Origin of the sequence: Mesobacillus subterraneus (assembly GCF_003937825.1) — a bacterium.
Classification (GTDB): domain Bacteria; phylum Bacillota; class Bacilli; order Bacillales; family Cytobacillaceae; genus Mesobacillus; species Mesobacillus subterraneus.
This window is the reverse complement of sequence record NZ_RSFW01000019.1, coordinates 37,665-56,236: the sequence shown is the minus strand read 5'-3', so window position 1 is coordinate 56,236 and position 18,572 is coordinate 37,665. Positions and strand designations below refer to the sequence as shown.

General features: G+C 42.7%; 13 protein-coding genes. 10 read left to right on the top strand and 3 right to left on the bottom strand.

Annotation, left to right across the window (positions count from 1 at the left end; translation table 11 throughout):
• The first annotated feature begins 274 nt into the window (after positions 1-274).
• Positions 275-9,391, top strand: a complete 9,117-nt coding sequence (locus EJA10_RS16605; protein WP_125481148.1) for a carboxypeptidase regulatory-like domain-containing protein — start codon at positions 275-277, stop codon at positions 9,389-9,391.
• Positions 9,392-9,587: 196 nt separating this feature from the next.
• The gene (gene ppc, locus EJA10_RS16600; protein WP_125481147.1) at positions 9,588-12,350 is read left to right on the top strand and encodes a phosphoenolpyruvate carboxylase; all 2,763 of its coding nucleotides are present in this window, start codon (positions 9,588-9,590) and stop codon (positions 12,348-12,350) included.
• A gap of 92 nt (positions 12,351-12,442) precedes the next feature.
• Here ppc and EJA10_RS16595 read toward each other — a convergent pair whose 3' ends face one another.
• Positions 12,443-12,904 (bottom strand): hypothetical protein, encoded by a 462-nt coding sequence (locus EJA10_RS16595; protein WP_125481146.1) that lies wholly within the window; start codon positions 12,902-12,904, stop codon positions 12,443-12,445.
• Between the two features lie 109 nt (positions 12,905-13,013).
• On the opposite strand from EJA10_RS16595, the gene EJA10_RS16590 reads away from it, so the two are divergent.
• The 3 genes from EJA10_RS16590 to EJA10_RS16580 all read left to right on the top strand — a co-directional run bounded on the left by EJA10_RS16590 (position 13,014) and on the right by EJA10_RS16580 (position 14,395).
• Positions 13,014-13,295 (top strand): hypothetical protein, encoded by a 282-nt coding sequence (locus EJA10_RS16590; RefSeq protein WP_125481145.1) that lies wholly within the window; start codon positions 13,014-13,016, stop codon positions 13,293-13,295.
• A gap of 59 nt (positions 13,296-13,354) precedes the next feature.
• Positions 13,355-13,963, top strand: a complete 609-nt coding sequence (locus EJA10_RS16585; RefSeq protein WP_125481144.1) for a CBO0543 family protein — start codon at positions 13,355-13,357, stop codon at positions 13,961-13,963.
• 105 nt (positions 13,964-14,068) lie between these two features.
• On the top strand, positions 14,069-14,395 hold the full coding sequence (locus tag EJA10_RS16580; protein WP_125481143.1) for an MGMT family protein: 327 nt from the start codon (positions 14,069-14,071) through the stop codon (positions 14,393-14,395).
• Position 14,396: 1 nt separating this feature from the next.
• Here EJA10_RS16580 and EJA10_RS16575 read toward each other — a convergent pair whose 3' ends face one another.
• Together EJA10_RS16575 and EJA10_RS16570 are read right to left on the bottom strand one after the other, a co-directional pair.
• A complete protein-coding gene (locus EJA10_RS16575) occupies positions 14,397-14,555 on the bottom strand; it encodes an aspartyl-phosphate phosphatase Spo0E family protein (protein WP_125481142.1) in 159 nt (52 codons plus the stop codon).
• 127 nt (positions 14,556-14,682) lie between these two features.
• Positions 14,683-15,696, bottom strand: a complete 1,014-nt coding sequence (locus tag EJA10_RS16570) for a DUF3231 family protein (protein ID WP_125481141.1) — start codon at positions 15,694-15,696, stop codon at positions 14,683-14,685.
• Between the two features lie 185 nt (positions 15,697-15,881).
• On the opposite strand from EJA10_RS16570, the gene EJA10_RS16565 reads away from it, so the two are divergent.
• From EJA10_RS16565 to EJA10_RS16545, 5 genes are all read left to right on the top strand, one after another.
• Positions 15,882-16,568, top strand: coding sequence for a Na-translocating system protein MpsC family protein (locus EJA10_RS16565; protein ID WP_125481140.1), 687 nt, complete (start codon positions 15,882-15,884; stop codon positions 16,566-16,568).
• A 252-nt stretch (positions 16,569-16,820) separates the two neighbouring features.
• Entirely contained in the window at positions 16,821-17,099 is a 279-nt protein-coding gene (locus EJA10_RS16560) for a hypothetical protein (RefSeq protein WP_125481139.1), read from the top strand.
• A gap of 109 nt (positions 17,100-17,208) precedes the next feature.
• Positions 17,209-17,637, top strand: a complete 429-nt coding sequence (locus EJA10_RS16555) for a flavoprotein (protein ID WP_125481138.1) — start codon at positions 17,209-17,211, stop codon at positions 17,635-17,637.
• Between the two features lie 17 nt (positions 17,638-17,654).
• The gene (locus EJA10_RS16550; RefSeq protein ID WP_211340590.1) at positions 17,655-18,023 is read left to right on the top strand and encodes a YbaN family protein; all 369 of its coding nucleotides are present in this window, start codon (positions 17,655-17,657) and stop codon (positions 18,021-18,023) included.
• A gap of 34 nt (positions 18,024-18,057) precedes the next feature.
• Entirely contained in the window at positions 18,058-18,345 is a 288-nt protein-coding gene (locus EJA10_RS16545; protein ID WP_125481137.1) for a hypothetical protein, read from the top strand.
• Positions 18,346-18,572: the final 227 nt, after the last annotated feature.

Here is an 18,572-nt window from a genome sequence, read left to right as displayed (position 1 = left end):
TAAAAATAGAAAGAATATGACAGTCAATATAGCTTTTATATATTTATATGCATGAAATTTAGAAAGGAATGGACATGTATCGAGGTATGTTTAAAAATAATCAGACCGTTTACAAATCTTCAATAAATTAAGGACTATCCTTCTAAAGTCACAATGCTTAATAGTTCTTTCGGGTTATTTTAGTCTGAAAAGTTAAAATATTCTTTATATTTAAAGGAATTTACAAAATTTTGCAGTATTTCTTCGATAATCAAATACTCAGGGGGTGCAAGAAATGAGAAGAAAGACGAAGCAAACATCAAGAAAGATTTCAGCTATCATACTGGCTATAATGATGATTTTTTCTACCTTTTCCAGCCAGTTGGCCTATGCAGCAGACCCGAAACCGAAGAGTTTTTCAGAAGAAGAACTGATTTTTGAGAAACAGCGAGAACAGCAACACAAAACTGGAGAACCTGAGCAAAAAGAAACCCAAGAGGATGAAGAACTGACATCATTGCTTAAAGGTCTGGGCATCGAGCCGCCACCATTAAAAGGGGCTGAGGAAAATGGGAAAGAAAGGGAAGAGAAAGAAGCCACTCTTCAAACAGCTTTTGGTAAGAAAAAAGAAATCGATGTCATCATCAGAATGAAGGAAAAGCCGGACCTCAACCAGGTGTATCCTCAAGTAAAGACCAAGAAAAAGCGGGCTGATAAAATTCAGGCCGTACAGGACCACCTTAAAGAAAAAGCGAGTCATTCCCAAAAAGGGGTCCAAAACGCGCTGGCTTCACTTGAAACGAAGGGAAAAGCAAAAAAGAAAGAATCACTTTGGATCATTAACGGAATTTCTGCAACCATTACAAAGGAAGCACTAGAAGAATTGAACCAGCGTGATGACATAGCGGAGATCTCTCTGGATGAGACATTGAGTTTGCCAGAGGTTACAGTAGAAGAAAACCCTCCAAAACTACCTCAGTGGGGATTAGAGAAAATCTATGCTCCAAAGGTATGGGGACAGTACGGATTAAAAGGGGAAGGGATTGTCGTTGGTATCATGGACTCAGGAGTGGATGGCAATCATGAAGCTCTTAAGCACAATTACCGCGGCCGGGATGGCAATCATCAATATTCATGGATTGATTTATCAGGACAAAATTACGCAACCCCGAATGATGGAAATGGCCATGGAACACATGTAGCCGGTTCGGCAGTTGGCGGCGGAGCTGGCGAACCTATCGGTGTAGCTCCGGAAGCAGAATGGATCGCTGCGAAGATCTTCAATGATGGCGGATCCACAACTCTCTCAGCCATCCACCAGGCATTCCAGTGGTTCATGGCTCCTGGCGGGGACCCGTCTAAGGCTCCGCATGTCGTCAATAACTCCTGGGGAAATTCAAATACTTATAATCTTGAATTCTACGAAGATGTGAAAGCATGGATAGCAGCAGGAATTTTCCCATCTTTCGCTGCGGGAAATGATGGTCCTGGTTCGCAGACAATCGGATCACCAGGAAGTTTCCCAGAAACATTTGCTGTCGGCGCGACTGATATCCATGACCAAACCGCCTATTTTTCAAGCAGAGGGCCGGTTTTCTGGAAAGATGAAAACGGACAGGAACGGCGAATCATCAAACCGGATATTTCCGCACCTGGCCACAAAATTTATTCAGCATGGCCGGCAAAACGGAATGAAGGAAAGTACCATACAATCAGCGGGACTTCCATGGCAACCCCTCATGTTACTGGAGGGATTGCATTACTGCTGCAGGCAAATCCCAACCTGACAGTTGACCAGGTAAAAGAAACGCTTATCCAGACAGCAAGGGTAGAACCGCATATGGGCAGCCTGCCGAATGACTCCTATGGCAGCGGCATCATGAATATCTATCAGGCGGTTACTGAAACAGCCTTTGCTGGAGAATTAAAAGGGTCATTAAAAAATAAGGAAGGAAAGCCTGTCCAGGGTGAGTTAAAAATTGAAAAAGAAGGCCTTTCCTTACAAATTGGAAAAGAAGGAAACTTCAGCTTTAAAATCAGGGAGGGCAGCCATAAGGTAAGGATTTCATCCTTCGGTTACAAGGAGTTTGAAACCACGATCAATCTGAACAGAGGAGAAACTTTATCTATTGACTGGATCCTGGAAGATGCCCTGACATATTCCCTCAAAGGAAAGGTTTCTGATGAATCTGGAAAAGCTGTCCCTTATGCATATATCCGGGTAATGGATACTCCATTGCCATTTTACCGGACAGATGAAAATGGAATGTTCGAAATCAATAATCTGCCTGGCGGTAAGTATGTCCTGCAAATATCAGGAGAGGGCATAACCGGTCTGGCAAAGGAAATAGATGCGGGAACAAATGCTGTTATTGAAGTGAAAGTGAGCCCTCAAGCATCACAGTCAAGTGGTGATTGGCAAATGGCAAACGGTAACGTGCATCGGAATGCTGTCTCCCGAAACGGCATCGATATTGATGCACTTGAGAAAGGCTGGGCCTATGACACCTCAGGAAAAGGGAAAATCTTATTTTCGACTCCTTCCGCTACAAAAGAAGTATTAGTACTTACTACTGACAGCGGTTACGCCGTCGCTCTTGATGCTGCAACAGGCGAAGAAAAATGGGCTGTCAGGATAGGCAAGACCAACAGATCATCTCCAACAATTGAAGGGAATACCGTATTTCTGTCTGGCGGGGAAGATGGAAAAATCTATGCGCTCGATCTGAAATCCGGAAGCAACGTCTGGACGACAGCAGTTGGAGGAAAACCAATCTATGAATCTCCATTATTCTTGGAAGGAACTTTGTTCGTGGCATCGGATTTAACTGATGGTGCGAAGCTTACGGCATTGAACGCCGAAACTGGTGAAAAGAAATGGGATACAGCCCTCAGTGCGCCGACGTATTTCGGTCCGAGTGCCGGGGATGGAATGCTTTTTGTTGGAAGCTATGACAATCAGAAACTAAGAGCTTTACGGATTGAAGACGGCTCTGAAGTTTGGAATAAAACACTTGTTAATGAAGGGGTTGCTTCCAAACCTGTTTATGACAATGGAACACTTTATGTAGCCGGCACAAATTTCAATACTGAAGCCGGTACGCTGTATGCCCTTGAAGCAAAAAGCGGGAAGGAAAAATGGAAAACTCCAGGGATTGGAGATACACAGGCAGGTTCACCGATCATCTATGAAAATAGGGTGATCATCGGTTCAGCAGGCCAGCCGGTCTTGCGAGCATTTGACGCAAAAAACGGGGAAGAGTTATGGAATAACCGATCAGTTGGTACAACGTTGAACAATGGATCGGTGTCAGCAAATGGACTCTTGTTCTTTGCCGGGACGAGCGGCAACCTTTCTGTTATTGACGTATATACTGGTGAGAGACTGAAAGATTTCAGTCTGCCAGTCTACAGTACTTCAGGAATCCCGATTCTTCCTGGCCAGGTCATCGTCCCGCACCAGGCAGGAATCCAAAGCTACTCTTCACCTGGAATCATAAAAGGTTCATTAAAGGATAGCAGCGGAAAGGCTATAAAGGGATCTGTCACAGTAGCCGAGACAGGAAAAACAGTCAGCGCGGACAATGACGGAAACTATGTGCTGAAGCACCAGCCTGGTGAATATACAATCAGTGCTTCATTTTACGGAAAAAAGCAGATGATTGAAACAATCAATTTGGTCTCAGGCTATCAAAATACGAGAAATTATCAATTTGAAGAGGCTGAAAAAGGATCATTCGCTTTAAAGATAACAGACAAACGTACACAAGAGCCGGTGGTTGGAGCCGAAATCAAGCTCAACGGTTCCCCAATTGAGGGGAAGACCAATACAGAAGGCACGTTTGCTGTGAACGATGTCTTTGAGGGAACTTACACGGCTACGATCGCGTTGAATGGCTATAAGAACGGTCAAACGGAGGTTGAGGTTACAGCCGGCGAAAAAACTGAAATGACATTTGAACTTCAGCCTATCGATATCGCAGTCCTCGACGATTATAAAAGTGAGATCACAAATCTGCTGAATGCTAACGGCTATATTGCCGAAGAACGCGGCTGGGAAATAGCCGATGATCCAGGACGCTATAAAGTCATTTACCTGAATGGCGGATATGGTTCAGATGGCGCCAAGCCGTCAGAGGAACAATTTAAAAAGCTGCTCCAAAATGCGAAGGAACAAAATGTCAGCATTATTTTTACCGACCAATGGGGAGCGAACTACGGATCGATTCATCACTTAAAAGACTTCATTCAGGATCCAAAGGAGCTTGGCCACGATTATGATGGTGGAGAAGTAAGGATCCAGGTAGAAGCTGAGCATCCAATTTTCAAAGGATACAAACCAGGCGACAGAATCAGTGTGTTGGAACACAACGCAGATTTTGCCTGGTTCAACCAATACTCAGGAAGGACGATTGGCAAAATTGGCAATACAGATCTTGGATTTGTCGGTTCAGGGGTTGCCTATAATGCCATTTCAGAAGAGAGTGCCCATTTACTGCTGTCAAGCCATTCAACTGTTCCATGGGAATCAGCAAAAGCATGGTACAGAGGACAGCAGCAAATTCTGTTCAATAGTATTGATTATCTATATAGTGCCACATTCGGGAAAATCACTGGAACGGTAACCAACCCTTCAGGTGAACCGGTTGAAGGAACTATCGAGGTGATTGAAACTGGTGTGAAGACAAAGACAGACAAGAACGGCAGCTTTACCTTCTTCCATGACGAAGGTGATTTCACAATCGAGATTCGCGCCAAAGGGCTGGGTTCCAAAACGGCAAGAGTTACTGTTGCCAAAGGAGCCGTCGAGAATGTTGAAATCGTCCTCGGAGAATCTGAGAGGGGTGTGCTGACAGGTATTGTTACCGATTCGTTATCTGGAATGCAGCTGCAGGACGTAACAGTGTCAGTTAAAAACGAAGCAGGTGAACCGTTTACTGAAGTCCAGACAGGCGCAAATGGCCGGTATGAACTATCTGGACTGGAGGAGGAATCTTATACACTGGTATTCAGCAAGGAAGGCTACATTGCCCATTCTCAAAATGTAGATGTTGCCCGTCACTCAGGAGAACTTGACATCCAGCTTCATACCATGCCTTCGGTAGGGGTTGTGGGAGATTATTTCTCGGCAGATAAAAATTTCAAGGCGATGTTCAGAGAAATCGGTGTGAATGTGTTGGATATCCAGCCCGCTGATTTGGTCAGGAGAATGGCAGAGTTTGATGTCATCTTCTTTAATGAGCCTACATCTGCCCTGAATAAAAAAGTTTTTGATGAAATGATGGCTGCAGCAGACCAGTCAGAAACTAGTCTTATTTTTGGAGATGCTTACTGGAGCGGTTCCGGGATCAATCATCTCGTCAATCACAGGCAGGACCCAAAAATGCGCAATACCATCAGGAAAACGAACGAAGCGGCACAATACAAAATTCTTGAAGAGCATCCCATCTTCAGCGGAGCAGCCGCCGGAGAAATAGTTGAAATTCTTACCCCTTCGTCAAGTGCCGTAGGATATTTCAAAGATTACAGCGGGTATCCACTGGCAGAGATTAAACATGAAGGTTTAGATACTACACATGGCCTGGGAGTTGCGTATAAACCAAGATCAGGGCGCAGTGTTGAACTGTTGATGAGCGGACATGGCTTCACGTCTTATCATGGAGCTAAGGATTATACCGACGAAGGAAAACAAATGCTGATCAATGCCGTTCTCTGGGCAGCCAATGTTGAATTCCCTGTGGTGAGCGGAACCATTCTTGATGAGGCAGGACAACCGTTAAAAGCAGAAATCAAGGTAAAAGGGGAACCATTCCAGACTCAATCCAGTGTCGAAAATGGCGGCTTCTCCATCGCAATCAATGAAGGCGAATACGAACTGGAGGTAAATGCATTCGGCTATGCTCCTAAGATGGTGAAAGTTACCGCAAATCAGGAAAGCAATCCATTATCGATCTCGATGGAGGTCGCAGAAAATACTGGTTCCATTTCCGGAACTGTCGAGAATCTCAAGGACGGGAATGCCATTGAAGGGGCGAAAGTCATTCTTATAGGAAACCCTAGAGAAGCAGCCTCCAATCTCCAGGGCCAATACAATCTTACTAAAATTGAGCCAGGAGATTACACCTTAAGAGTAGAGAAAGCAGGATATGTACGTCAGGACATTCCTGTTAAGATCACAGACAAACAGAAAGCAGCGGTCAATGTAAAATTAAGGCCGTCGCCAACAGTTGGAGTCATCGTCGACTTGACTGCTTCAGGTACGACCTATAAGCAATATCTGGAGGAAAGAGGATACAAGGTCATCAGCATGGATTATAAGGAACTGGACAAATTGGATGAAGTGGATGTGGTGTTCGCCAATTCTGATTATGCCCCAAGCCTTGTTCCATCGAAGGATGTATTCCTGGCATTCCAAAAGGCACTGGATGAAAAACGGATTTCCGTCATCTGGACTGGCCAGGCAGGAGGACGTGGTTCCATCCGTTATTTACAGGATTACATGGATGACCCAAAGACCATATTCGAACATAACAATAAACCTGGTGCCCAGGGAACAGTACTTGGAGAACACCCATTAACGTCAGGTTACGAAACAGGAGATACAATTGAGATCCCGGCAAAATCCGGCTATTACTATGGATTCAGCGGCTACTCAGGAACAACGGTCGTAGACTTCTCCCATTCTCAGACAGGTGAGAAGGGAAGTATGGTTGCCTATAAGGGCAGGACAACAGACTCAGTCGAAATCCTGCTTGCCAATATGACCATCAGTCATGTCTTCAAACCGAATGAATCATTCGACCCGTCCCGGGAACAGCTTTTAGCCAATGCGCTGAATTGGGCCATCGACGAGAAAGAAGCACTAGTCGGTGAACTGCATGGAACAGTCCGGAATGAAAATGGACCATTGAAGGCAACTGTTACAGTCAATGAAACAGGCAAAACCTATGAAACTGATGACGATGGCAAATTCTTTGCAGCTTTGGAGGAAGGGACATATACGCTGACTGTGGAAGCATTCGGACACAGCGGAACGGAGTTTTCCATTGTAATTGACAACGGTGAGTTGATTTCAAAATCCTTCACCATTCAGTCAGTCGATTCAGGCATTCTGACCGGCAGAATTGTCGATGCGTCAACGAAAGACCCGATAGCCGAAGCAAGAATCGAGGTGCTCGGTACCCCTGTGTCAGTCAAGACCAATGCAGAAGGAAATTACCAGGCAACTCTTCCTTCAGGCAGCTATGAAGTAAGGGTGATCGCAACAGGCTATGCACCGACTTTCCAAAGTGTTGAAATTACAAAGGACCAACAAGCAGAACTGAATGTGAACCTTGTTGTTTCAGAGAAAATTGCGTTGCTTGCCAACCCTTATCAAAGCGATAAAATCTTGCCATTTCTCGAAAGCAATGGCTATGAGGCTGACCTCTATCCATATACGGAATTCGAAAGTCTGATTGACGAAATACCAAATTACAAACTGGTTATCGTCAATGACACTACGACTTCAATGAATAAAGACCGATTAAGGGCAATGATTGATAAAGCGAATGCCCGCGGAGTCAGCATGATTTTCACTGCCATGTTTGGAGGACCGATTGGGGATTTAAGAGACGCATACGGAGATCCTCAAGCTCTTGTGAACAGCTATGCGGACAAGGAAATTAACTTGAGAGTGGATGAGTCACATCCGATTCTGAAGGGATTCAATGAAGGAGATGAGATTCCATTCTTATTGAATCCGAAGGGAGCTGTACAGTATTCTGTTTATCAAAACTACAGCGGAACTTCTCTTGCCACTTTGACGAATCCAGTAAAAGGTGAACTGGGCAGTACGATTGGCTATAAATTCAGTTCATCAAACAGTGTTCATATCCTGCTATCAGCACTCAAAATAGGTAATTACGGACATCCAAATGACAGATGGACAGATCACGCAAAGGCGATTTACCTGAATGCCATTGATTTTGCCCTGACTGCCAGCCAGGGTGAAATTAAAGGAACAGTTAAGGACACTCAAGGAAAACCTGTTGCTGGTGCGCTGGTATCAATCGAAGGAACGAACATGAAAACCACGACAAATGCAGAAGGTATGTACAGATTCGGCATAGGCGTCGGTGAGTATGCGGTAAAGGTACAGGCACGCGGATTTGCTGAACAGACAAAACAAGCAGAAGTTGCGGACCTTGGGAACAGTGCCGATGTGAATTTCACGCTAGAAGCAATTAATGGAGCTGATTTTAGCGGTTCCATCATGAGCAAAAAAGAAAAGTCAGCCATTGCCGGTGCATTACTGACACTGATTCCGAAAGACCAGCCTGACTTTTACCTCGAGGCACGAAGCGATGAGAAAGGGAGCTTCAGATTCGAAAACCTGCTGCCTGGTGAATATACACTAAAGGTTTCTGCAGAAGGGTATCTTCAGGAAGCGATCGAGGTTGAAATTGGGGAAGACGACAAGGAAACAAACATAGACTTGAATGCCTTTGAAGCTGCTGTATTAGGTGATGTAAATGGTTCGCTGACAGCACTGCTAAATGGGCAAAAGCTCTATGCGGAAGAAAAAGGCTGGGATATTCTCGGCAATGTCGGCAAATACGAGGTCATCCTTGTGAATACGAACAAAGGGACAAAGGAACAATTCCAGCAGCTGATCAGCGAAAGCGATGAGCATAAAACTACCCTTGTATTCACTGGATCATGGGGTGTGGCCGAAGGCTCAATCCCAAGACTGAGTGAAATTGAAGGCAAACCCGAAATGGACCAACAGGGATACAACGAGGGAGCGGTTTACCTTAATTCAGCAAATAAACATCCAATCTTTGAGGGACTGAATACAGATCCAGATGGAAGAATCAAAATCCATGCTGCCAGAAGTCCGTATTCGACGTTCAAGAATTATCCGGGAATCGCTGTTGCGAGCCTCTCTGTAGATGATAAGAGCAAAGGAGAATCAATTGCTTATGAATTCAGGAGCAAGGAACATATGCATTTACTGATGTCTTCTTTTGCCGTCACGAATATCATCGGGCCTGATTATGGATGGACACAGGAAGGAAGACAGGTATTCATCAATGCCCTGCGATGGTCAAAGGATGCAACACAAGAAATCCCTTCAGCACCTGCATTCGATCAGGAAGAATTGATTGTTAAGGGAGAGCCGGCAACGATCACCGGGATGGCCGATTCGGGAACGACGATCCACATTTACGAACAGCAGGGCAATAAAGTAACACTCATTGATTCCGTCAAGACAGGCAATGATGGCAAATTTTCAATCACCCTTGACCTTGCGAATGGAACACATACTCTGATATCCGAAGCAGAGAATTTCGCAGGAAAAATGACATCACTGAAAACAATGAAATTGATCATCACTGGCAAACCGGAGAAAAAAGACAAAGCAAGCTAATTTAATCCTTGTTATGTGATAAGGGCTTCCCATTTTGGGAAGCCTTTCTTTTATGGCAATAGGAAATAGAAATAGGAATTCGGAAAAGATCCAGTTTGCATTAAGAACGGGAACATGCTTATCATTTCACATTCTAAGTACTTTTGTGATATATTAATAGTTAAAATATTCTTACAAGTTTTAGGAAGGTGACAATATGACATCAGGAATCGAAATAAACGACAGCAGTTTGCCGCTCCGCAGAGATGTAAAAATGTTAGGAAACATCCTGGGGGACATCCTTGTCTATCATGGCGGAGTAGAGCTGTTTGAAAAAGTAGAAAAAATCCGTGCAATGTGCAAAACACTCAGGAATGAAAACGACCGTGAAACCTATCCAGCTTTAAAAGCTGAAATCGCAGGACTATCGGTGCCAATGAGAAAAAATATTATCCGGGCTTTTTCTGTTTATTTTCATTTAATTAATGCGGCAGAACAAAACCATCGGATCCGCAGGCGCCGTGACTACCTGCTTAAATCTGAATTAAGCGCACAGCCAGGATCCATTGAATCTGCCATCCTATCATTGAAGGACAACTATATAACCTCAGATATCATCCAAAATGTACTCAATACCATTTCCCTGGAATTGATCATTACTGCCCATCCTACGGAGGCAACCAAACGCTCCATCCTTGAAATCCAAAAAAGGATCGCTGATCTTTTAAAGAGTCTGGATAATCCACTTCTTTCAAAAAAAGAACGGCAAAGTATCGAAGAAAGTCTGTTTAATGAAGTTTCCGTGCTATGGCAAACAGATGAATTGAGGGACCGGAAGCCAACCGTTATTGATGAAGTCAGGAATGGCCTATATTATTTTGACCAGACTTTATTTGACGTTCTTCCTGAAATACACCAGGAAGTTGAAACAAGTTTAAAAGAGCATTATCCGGAACACGATTGGAAAGTGCCTCACTTCCTTCGCTTTGGGTCCTGGATTGGGGGCGACCGTGATGGTAACCCAAACGTAACTCCTGAGATAACCTGGGAAACTCTTCAACGACAAAGACGTCTAGTGCTTAAAAAATATAAAGCTGTCCTGGTGGACCTGATGAAACGTTTCAGCCACTCGACTGCAAGGGCTGAGGTAAGCGAAGAGCTTATCCAATCAGTCGTTTTTGATGAAGGAACCTATCTGACAGAGGATCAAAAGTGGAAGGTTGAAGGCGAAGTATACCGCCGAAAATTCGCGGTCATCCTACAGAGACTGAAAGAAGCTGGAAAATCAGCGATCGGTTATCAATCATCAGAACAAATGCTGGAAGACCTGATGATCATAAAGCGCAGTATCTATCAGCACCATCCAAAACATCATGAATTAAAAACCTTGCAAAAATTGATCAGGCAAGTCCAGCTGTTTGGTTTCCACCTTGCTACTCTGGATATTCGAAACCATAGCGGTGAACATGAAGCCGCCATTTCTGAAATTCTTAAAAAGGTGGGTATTACAGAAAATTATCCATCTCTTTCCGAGGAAGAAAAACAGGAGTTGCTTGGCAACATTTTAGCTGATCCGCGTCCTTTGCTTTTGCTTCATGAAGATTATTCAGAGGAAACACAGGAAATGCTGGAAGTTTTCCAGATGATCAAAAATGCGCACAATGAATTCGGCAAACGGTCGGTTAACGTTTACCTTGTCAGTATGACTCAATCGGCAAGTGATTTGCTGGAAGTGCTTGTACTTGCGAAGGAAGCGGGGATTTACCGACTCCATGCCGACGGCACATTCGATACCGACTTAAACGTCGCACCATTGCTTGAAACAATCGACGATTTGACGGCTGGGCCGAAAATCATGGAAACACTGTTCAATATGCCGGTGTACCGTAACCATCTGGCGAAAATGGGGAACCAGCAGGAAATCATGCTTGGGTATTCTGACGGCAGCAAGGATGGAGGCACATTGACAGCAAACTGGAAGCTTTACAAGGCCCAGCTTGAGATCAATGAAATGGCAAAGAAATATCAAATTGGCCTGAAATTCTTCCATGGGCGAGGCGGTTCTCTTGGAAGAGGGGGCGGACCATTGAACAGAAGCCTTCTTTCCCAGCCTGTCGAAACACTTGGCCAGGGTGTCAAAATCACTGAGCAGGGAGAGGTTCTATCGTCCCGTTATCTGTTGAAGGACATTGCCTACCGCAGTCTCGAGCAGGCTACATCAACCATGATGAAAGCCGCAGCTAATGTCTTGAAGGAGTCAGAACAAGGGCATATTAGAGATCAAAAATGGGTGGATGCTATCGAGCAAATCTCTGCAGTGTCGCTAAGAAAATATCAATCGCTCGTTTTCGAGGATCCTGATTTCATTGTCTATTTCAATCAGGCAACTCCACTAAAGGAGCTGGCCGAGCTGAACATCGGTTCTCGTCCGATGAGCCGTAAAAACAGCAGCAAGTTTGAAAACCTCCGCGCGATTCCGTGGGTATTTGCCTGGACACAGAGCAGACAGCTCTTCCCGGCCTGGTATGCTGCCGGATCTGGTTTGCAGAACTTTGCTCAAGAGAGCCCACAGAATTTGAAGCTGTTGCAGGATATGTATGCTGAGTGGCCATTCTTCCGCAGTACGGTTGATAATTTGCAAATGGCATTAATGAAGGCCGATATCACAACAGCACAGGAATACACATCGCTTGTGGAAGACAAAGCGATCGCAGACCGTATCTTCGGCAATATTGTCGAAGAGTATGAAATGACAAAGAACACCCTGCTCCAAATCACCGAGGATGAAGAGCTGCTTGACCATACACCGAATATCAAGGATTCCGTCCATCGGCGAAATCCATACGTGGATCCTCTTAATTTCATTCAGGTTAAGCTGATCCAGGAACTTCGAAAGGACGAAAATCCGGACGATGAACTATTGACACAAGTTTTACTAACGATCAGCGGCGTTGCTGCCGGCCTAAGGAATACAGGCTGATTCCAAACTGCCCGCCATCCTGCGATGGCGGGCAGTTTTTTTCTAAATCATTCTCATCAGTATCATGTCTGAAAAAGAATTCTAGTCATCCACTACCCAGGCAGCCTCATTTGCCGTTCAGTAGTAATATGGGTTAAAATTTCATGGTTAAGTGTTCGAGCCATACTCAATGTAAGGTCCAGCACCTTTCTCATACCTTCTTTATGGCCGTTCATTATGGCAAGTCCATCGCATTTGATTTCACTGTCCAAATTCAGCTGCTGTTCAAATACTGGATATTGGATATGTCCGAGCTCATGCCAGATTATGGCTTCTTTAATTTCCGGGTCTGCACAAAACGCAGGATAATCGTATACGACAATATACCAGTCATATTCCGACTCGAACGATTTATAAAACAATGTCAAAATACGCGAATCAATATTCCATACATTCAGCCATTTAGCGTTCGTAAGGCCGAAAACCTTCATGACCGTCTCTTTATTTTCAATAATGGCAATTCTCCCTTTGACCCGATACTTTTCCTGATCCAGCAGCTCACCGATGCATTTCAAAAGAATCCTCCTTTTGACGATTGACCTGTTATTATTGTTAAATATATTAGTTAATCGTAATCAACATGAGTAAAATAAAAATTGGAGGTTAAAGAAAGGAGGGAGCTGGTTGCTTTGTTCGCATCAATACTTAAGGGTGAAAAGAAAAATCGAAGACAACGAACAGGTCTATGAAGAATATGAAGAAGAAATACAGGTATACGCTGACAGAATAACGACGGCTTCTGACCATTTTGATATCAAGGATGTTTTGGACATTACATTCAAGACTATGTCTGGAGATCGGGGCTTTCTTTATTTGCATACAACAAGAGGGGTCTATTCCTACTTTACAAATGCTAATCCGGAGCAGCTGATGGAGATCTATCAGAAAATTAAAGCCCAAAAATAAATCATTGTTTACATATAAAAACCAGAAATTCACACCATATATACAAAGGGTGTGATGATATGCTTTTTCCCACCGCAGTGACCATAGGGCATTACTTTCATGATCATCTACATGTACTCAGTTCCATTTCACTTCAGGAATTGCTTGAGGCAGAAAGAAATTATCATAAAGTGTTAAGGTCCTACTGGTATGAACATAATTTCCTTACTGGAAAATGGTGGTTTTTAGTTATCCTGTCGATTGTGCCGGCAATCATGTGGTGGATCATTGTTGATAAAAAGAAATTGGTAGAAAATACAGCGTTCGGATTATTTTATGGGGTAATGGCCATCTTCCTGGATTCGATCGGTAGCAATGCAATGGTATGGACCTACCCAGTGAGGCTGACTCCATACTTGAATCCGCAGCTCTATCCCTATGATGTTGGGGTCGTCATTATCCCATTCATGCTGGTCTATCAAAGGTACAGTTTCTCTTTAAGAAAATTCTTTATCGCAACTGGACTGCTGTCGCTCTTTTTGGCTTTCGTCGCTGAACCATCCATGGTCTATTTAAAAATTTATAAAGAAATTACCTGGAAGCACATTTATTCTTTTCCAATATACTGGGGTTTAGGATTGTTATGTTGGACCATTATAAAAAAATTCAAATCCTATCAGCAAAAGTAAGAAAATTTACCGCAAGCAATCCGGAAACAGCAAAGAAAATGCCTGGCACATGCCTGGCATTTTCTTTTGTAGTATATTAAAGGATAGAAGAAAGGATGTTGGCCGTTGACCAGATTTACTGAAATCGTAATCAATATCATTCAAAACATACCCAAAGGGAAGGTCATGACATATGGACAGATTGCCAGCGTCGCGGGCAGTCCGCGAGGTGCAAGGCAAGTTGTCCGGATCCTTCATTCGATGTCAGATCAATACAGTCTCCCATGGCACAGAGTCATTAATTCAAAAGGTGAGTTAGGATTCAAAGATGAGGAGATGTTCCAGACCCAAAAAGTCATGCTTGAAGCAGAAGGAATTGAATTCATGAATGATAAAGCCATTTCTCTTCAGCGCTATTTATGGGATGCACATGACCTGGAATTTAAGGAGTGATTCAATGAACGTATTCCTGGTACTTCATAATCAGCTCATCTAATAATTGGCTGAGGTATACCGTCTCCGGGCTGCCAAAGCCTGTCTTCAATCCCGATTTAATCATTTCTTCTCTGAACAACTCGATTTTTACCGAAAGACTTTCTTTTGATTGATCCATTAGCCATGCTCCTCTGCAGAAAATAGTCAACCTACTTCTTATATCGGCAGGGTTATGAAAATTTTCACAGGCTGATTACAGTTACTTCCAGATGAATTTAATTGCCACTAGCGTCTAAGATATCATTTCATTTATAACCTTTGATAACATCATCCCTGTCCAGGGATAAAGGTGGCTGTTCGAGCCATTGGTTGTTGATCATGATATTCGCTCCATCCTCGGAGTATTTCAGGATCTCCGCATTGAGCCTGGAGTAATCGATTACGAGATCTGTTCTCTGGCTTTCAGAAATGGCAATTCCATAATTGCCGATTCCTGCATAAATCATGAGGCTGAAATGGAACATCATCAGCTTCTCAGAGAAAGGTGACTCTTTCGAATCGGTTACTTCTGGCTCGAACCCCGCAGGCGCGGGCAGGGAGTTTTTCTCTAAGTAATCCCTGAAAACAGCGATATGCTTTAACGCAATATCTTTTCCTCTGACAAAGTAATTTTTCACTTTCTTGGATTTTGCAACCTGGCTGAAACCGGTGCTGATAGCTGCACCAAGCTGATTGGTTCCAATATTGTAGTGAAGATGGGTGACTTCCGTCCCGCTCAGAGACCCTCGCCGGTCCAGCCCTTCCAGGAAAAAGGATTGCTTGTGGACATACTCCACTTTTTGGGGATAAGGAATAAATGGCGGACGCACTGCCAATCCTTTTTCTTTCATGATCATTGTAGCCTCGTTTTCAAGCTCAATTGAAGCGGTCAGGGCTTTAGAATAAAACGATTTGACATCGTCACGGAAAATATTTGGAAGCATTCTGCTGTATCCGCCCAACCCGCCGCCTGCCATATTTTTTATGTACTTCAAATAAAATATATCCGAATACAACCTTTTCGCTTTAAGGTTCACATCTTGATCACTAAACCCATGAGGAACCTCAATGCCTTCCTCAATAAAGAGTTCTTTAATGATATCAACATGCTGCTGAGACAGGTCAATCGCATGCTTGACCAGTTGTTTTATGTCTTGATCATCGATGTGCTCAAGAAAATGTCTGAACACACAAACGGACATCGTATCAGATAGGTAAGTGGTCCAAAAATAGGATACTTCCGCCGCTGTCAGCTTAATGCTTTTATGAGTGCCTTCCAAAGTTGAGCCCCCCTTAATTCAAGAGATAATATTCCCGAACATGCAGGCAAATATTACAGGCGCATCTGATTTATTGATACATAAAAAGACACAATCGTCTTAAATTAAATACGATACTTAGATGGTTTTGGCAAGTAGCAAATAGGGAACATAATAGAGGAGTATATTGCATAGCGAGGTATTTTATGGAAGTAGAATTGCTTGAAAAAGAAATTAGCGGTTATATTGGAAGATTGTTAAGAGAGAACTTTGGGCGGGGTCCGGGAAATGTTTTCTGTACCATCTCAAGACCATTTGCCTGTATTTATATCACAAACTTTTTATCCCCGATGGAAAACACCTTAATTTCCAACCAGCAAAGCGTCTATGTTCAAAAGACGCGAGACTTGATGATGGAAACCCTGGAAGAAGAAATCAAGTCATACATCGAAACCAATACGAAAGATAAAATAAAGGAATTTTATTATGACTGGAACCTTGATGATAAATCAGGCATGTTCTTGTTTATTTTTGAGAATGACCGTCCATATGATTTTGTTCCATACACACATCAGGAACATGTGGAGCAGGAGACCGTTCAACTTAGCATGGAAATCCAGAAAGCACCAGAAGTGTTATATTCAAAGCTTCTCAACGAAAGAACGCTAATCATCGTCAGACATGGGATCTTAATCAGCCTTGAAAAAGAGTTCATTCAGCTTGGTTTCCAGGAAACATTGAAAATCGCCAAACGAAATCTTGAAAAGAAAATGATTGAAAAACACAAGCAGGCTTATGAAGCCTATCTCCATGCAAAAATAACGGATTACTTTATTGACTGGAATTTTGACCAGGATAAAAGCTATACCTTATTTATTTTAAGGCCTGAATAAACTATTGATTTTCTTAAGGTAAGATGTTAAGATACTCAATAGGGTAAAGATTAAAACTCTTAATCTTACTTGATTGATTCTATTATTTTTTGTTGAACGAACAAATAAATACTTTATATATCTGATAGCAATGAATGGGCATAGAACCAGATCATAAGTCAGAAAAGGATGAAACTAGAACAATCCTTTTCTGACTTTTTTTATTGGATTTTTTTGGAAAAATAACTAGTAAGGGAATGATTCTTCATAGTAATGACGACAAAAAATACAAACTTAGTTTCTTGCATAGATGAGTTTATCACGGAAAAACAGAGAGCAAACTTTGTAGACCAGAAGCCTAATACAATCAAGAAAAAAGAGCTTGAATCCTACTTGGAAGAAGTTGCAGCTGAAAATGGCATCGTCTTTCAAAAAAACTCTCACCCTACCAAGACAATTTATACGTTTTCAATCGATGGCCAGGAAGCCAAGGTTGAATTTTTCTATAGATACAGTCACTATTACACGAGACATACTATTACAATTGACTAGGCAGCTGTTCCACATCGGACAGCTGTTTTATTTTGCCTTAGAAGGTATTGTCATACCTCGCTTAATATAGGATAATTTTGTCATTGCCGTCTGGAAGGAGAGTTATAGGATGCCGTCATTCAATAGTTTTCATAACAAGTATCTTGATGCCTGGAGGAATTCTTCTCTACAGGAGTTAACACCGATGATTTCACGAGATTATCAAGCAAGAGAAATAGCAGAAGGTAAAATCTCAGACTTTGGATATGAAGAGTCAATCAGAGGTTGGGAACAAGGGTTTACATTCGTGAAAGAAAACAAGGCAGAATGGGAACTGAAGGAGATTGCAAGAATTCCGTTAAGAGAGCACGAGACCATGTCTGTCATTTTCGCGAAGCTCGTCATAAATGGAAAGACATTGAAAACCGGGAACTTGTTCTTTCAGACCTTTATTTATGACTTTGGCTGGAAGCTGGCCAGAAGCTATATTGAAGCAGGAATTCCGTCCAGCCAAATGGAAAATAACTCTTTGATGTCCATCCCGGGAAAATCTTTTTAACAGCTAGGAGGGAGATCGTGAAGACAGCATTGAAGGCTTTGTTAATCATCATAGGGACGCTCTCCATCTCGCTTGGCATCATTGGAATCGTGGTTCCGTTATTGCCAACGACTCCGCTGATTTTACTCGGTGCAGCCTGCTACGTCAAAGCATCAGACAAGTTGTATCAAAAGCTGATCCAAAATAAATGGTTAGGAAGCTATATCCAGGATTTCCGTGAAAAAAACGGGATCACACGCAAAAATAAAATCCTAAGCCTCAGCATGATGTGGGGATCGATCATCCTAACCATTATTATATTGGATGCTCCGTTCTGGCTTGCGGCTATCCTGATCATAATCGCGGTATCGGTCAGCGCCTGGATCTTATCCTTTGATACACTATAAATCATCATTCGAGTTTATAAAGTGAGGAACAACCGTGTACGAATTCAAGCACGAAACAGAACGCAAAGAAAAAATCTTTAAACTTTATCAATTCATTTTTGGAATAACAGTGCTTTCCACATTCTTATATGACGTATTTACTCAACCTGATTCATTTGAATTTCCATTATTCCGCCTTTTGATTGGGCTGGTAATTTTCTTTTATGCCAGAAAAAAGAAAGCGTGGGCTGTATTTTTCTTGAAACTGCTAGTTTGGATGCATGTGGTTACTATACTGCTAGCCGGTTTAGTCAGTATTTTTGAGAGATTTTTGTTCAATTAAAGGGTCAGGAGCAAAATATTCGTACTTAACATAGAGATACTGCCGCAGCCTAATGTAGTTTCCTTGACACAACCATCAATACATACTACCATTATCTTTAATTCGAGATATTTTACAAAAATGCGATTCAGCGAATATCTTTGACCGGGGTATGGACATGGCCTGTTTAGCAGAGTGTATAGCTGAAGAAGCTTAGAACAAATTGTTATTAAAAGCTTTTTAAAGGG

Bases quoted from the DNA above. Each gene is read 5' to 3' on its own strand.
- EJA10_RS16605 (WP_125481148.1), top strand. From the start codon at position 275: ATGAGAAGAAAGACGAAGCAAACATCAAGAAAGATTTCAGCTATCATA.
- ppc (WP_125481147.1), top strand. From the start codon at position 9,588: ATGACATCAGGAATCGAAATAAACGACAGCAGTTTGCCGCTCCGCAGA.
- EJA10_RS16585 (WP_125481144.1), top strand. From the start codon at position 13,355: ATGCTTTTTCCCACCGCAGTGACCATAGGGCATTACTTTCATGATCAT.
- EJA10_RS16575 (WP_125481142.1), bottom strand. From the start codon at position 14,555: ATGGATCAATCAAAAGAAAGTCTTTCGGTAAAAATCGAGTTGTTCAGA.
- EJA10_RS16565 (WP_125481140.1), top strand. From the start codon at position 15,882: ATGGAAGTAGAATTGCTTGAAAAAGAAATTAGCGGTTATATTGGAAGA.
- EJA10_RS16560 (WP_125481139.1), top strand. From the start codon at position 16,821: ATGACGACAAAAAATACAAACTTAGTTTCTTGCATAGATGAGTTTATC.
- EJA10_RS16555 (WP_125481138.1), top strand. From the start codon at position 17,209: ATGCCGTCATTCAATAGTTTTCATAACAAGTATCTTGATGCCTGGAGG.